Genomic DNA, 303 nt, shown 5'->3' with positions numbered 1-303 from the left:
ACCAGCCGCCGAGCGGGTGGTGTGCCGACGTGCGGCCAGCTCGGCGGCGCGCCGATCGGCTACCAGCGACACGACCTGATTTGCGGTGGGCAGCCGGCTGCTGGTGATTCCGGCAGCCACCATCGACGAATCGCAGAGCACTGGGGCGCCTTCGCGCAGGGCCGCGCTTGCGCGTGCGACGACGTCATCGGTGTAGGCGACGTGTTCGGCGACATCGACTTGCCCGCAGGTGTGGATGAACCGGACCACCACCCGCGCGACATCGGCGGGAAATCGTGTCAGGTCGGCTTCGGCGCGGATGGT

The 303-nt window shown here is 69.3% G+C and carries 1 protein-coding gene; it reads right to left on the bottom strand.

The annotated features are described in order from the left end of the window. Positions 1–300: precorrin-8X methylmutase (locus tag F0Q45_RS27120; protein ID WP_262491217.1), on the bottom strand; the 300-nt coding region annotated here is incomplete at its 3' end. Between the last annotated feature and the right edge of the window lie 3 nt (positions 301–303).

Origin of the sequence: Mycobacterium simiae, from assembly GCF_008370645.1 — a bacterium.
GTDB classification, from domain to species: Bacteria; Actinomycetota; Actinomycetes; order Mycobacteriales; family Mycobacteriaceae; genus Mycobacterium; species Mycobacterium simiae_A.
Note: the sequence above shows the minus strand (reverse complement) of the source record. Positions and strands in the feature narration are given on the sequence as shown.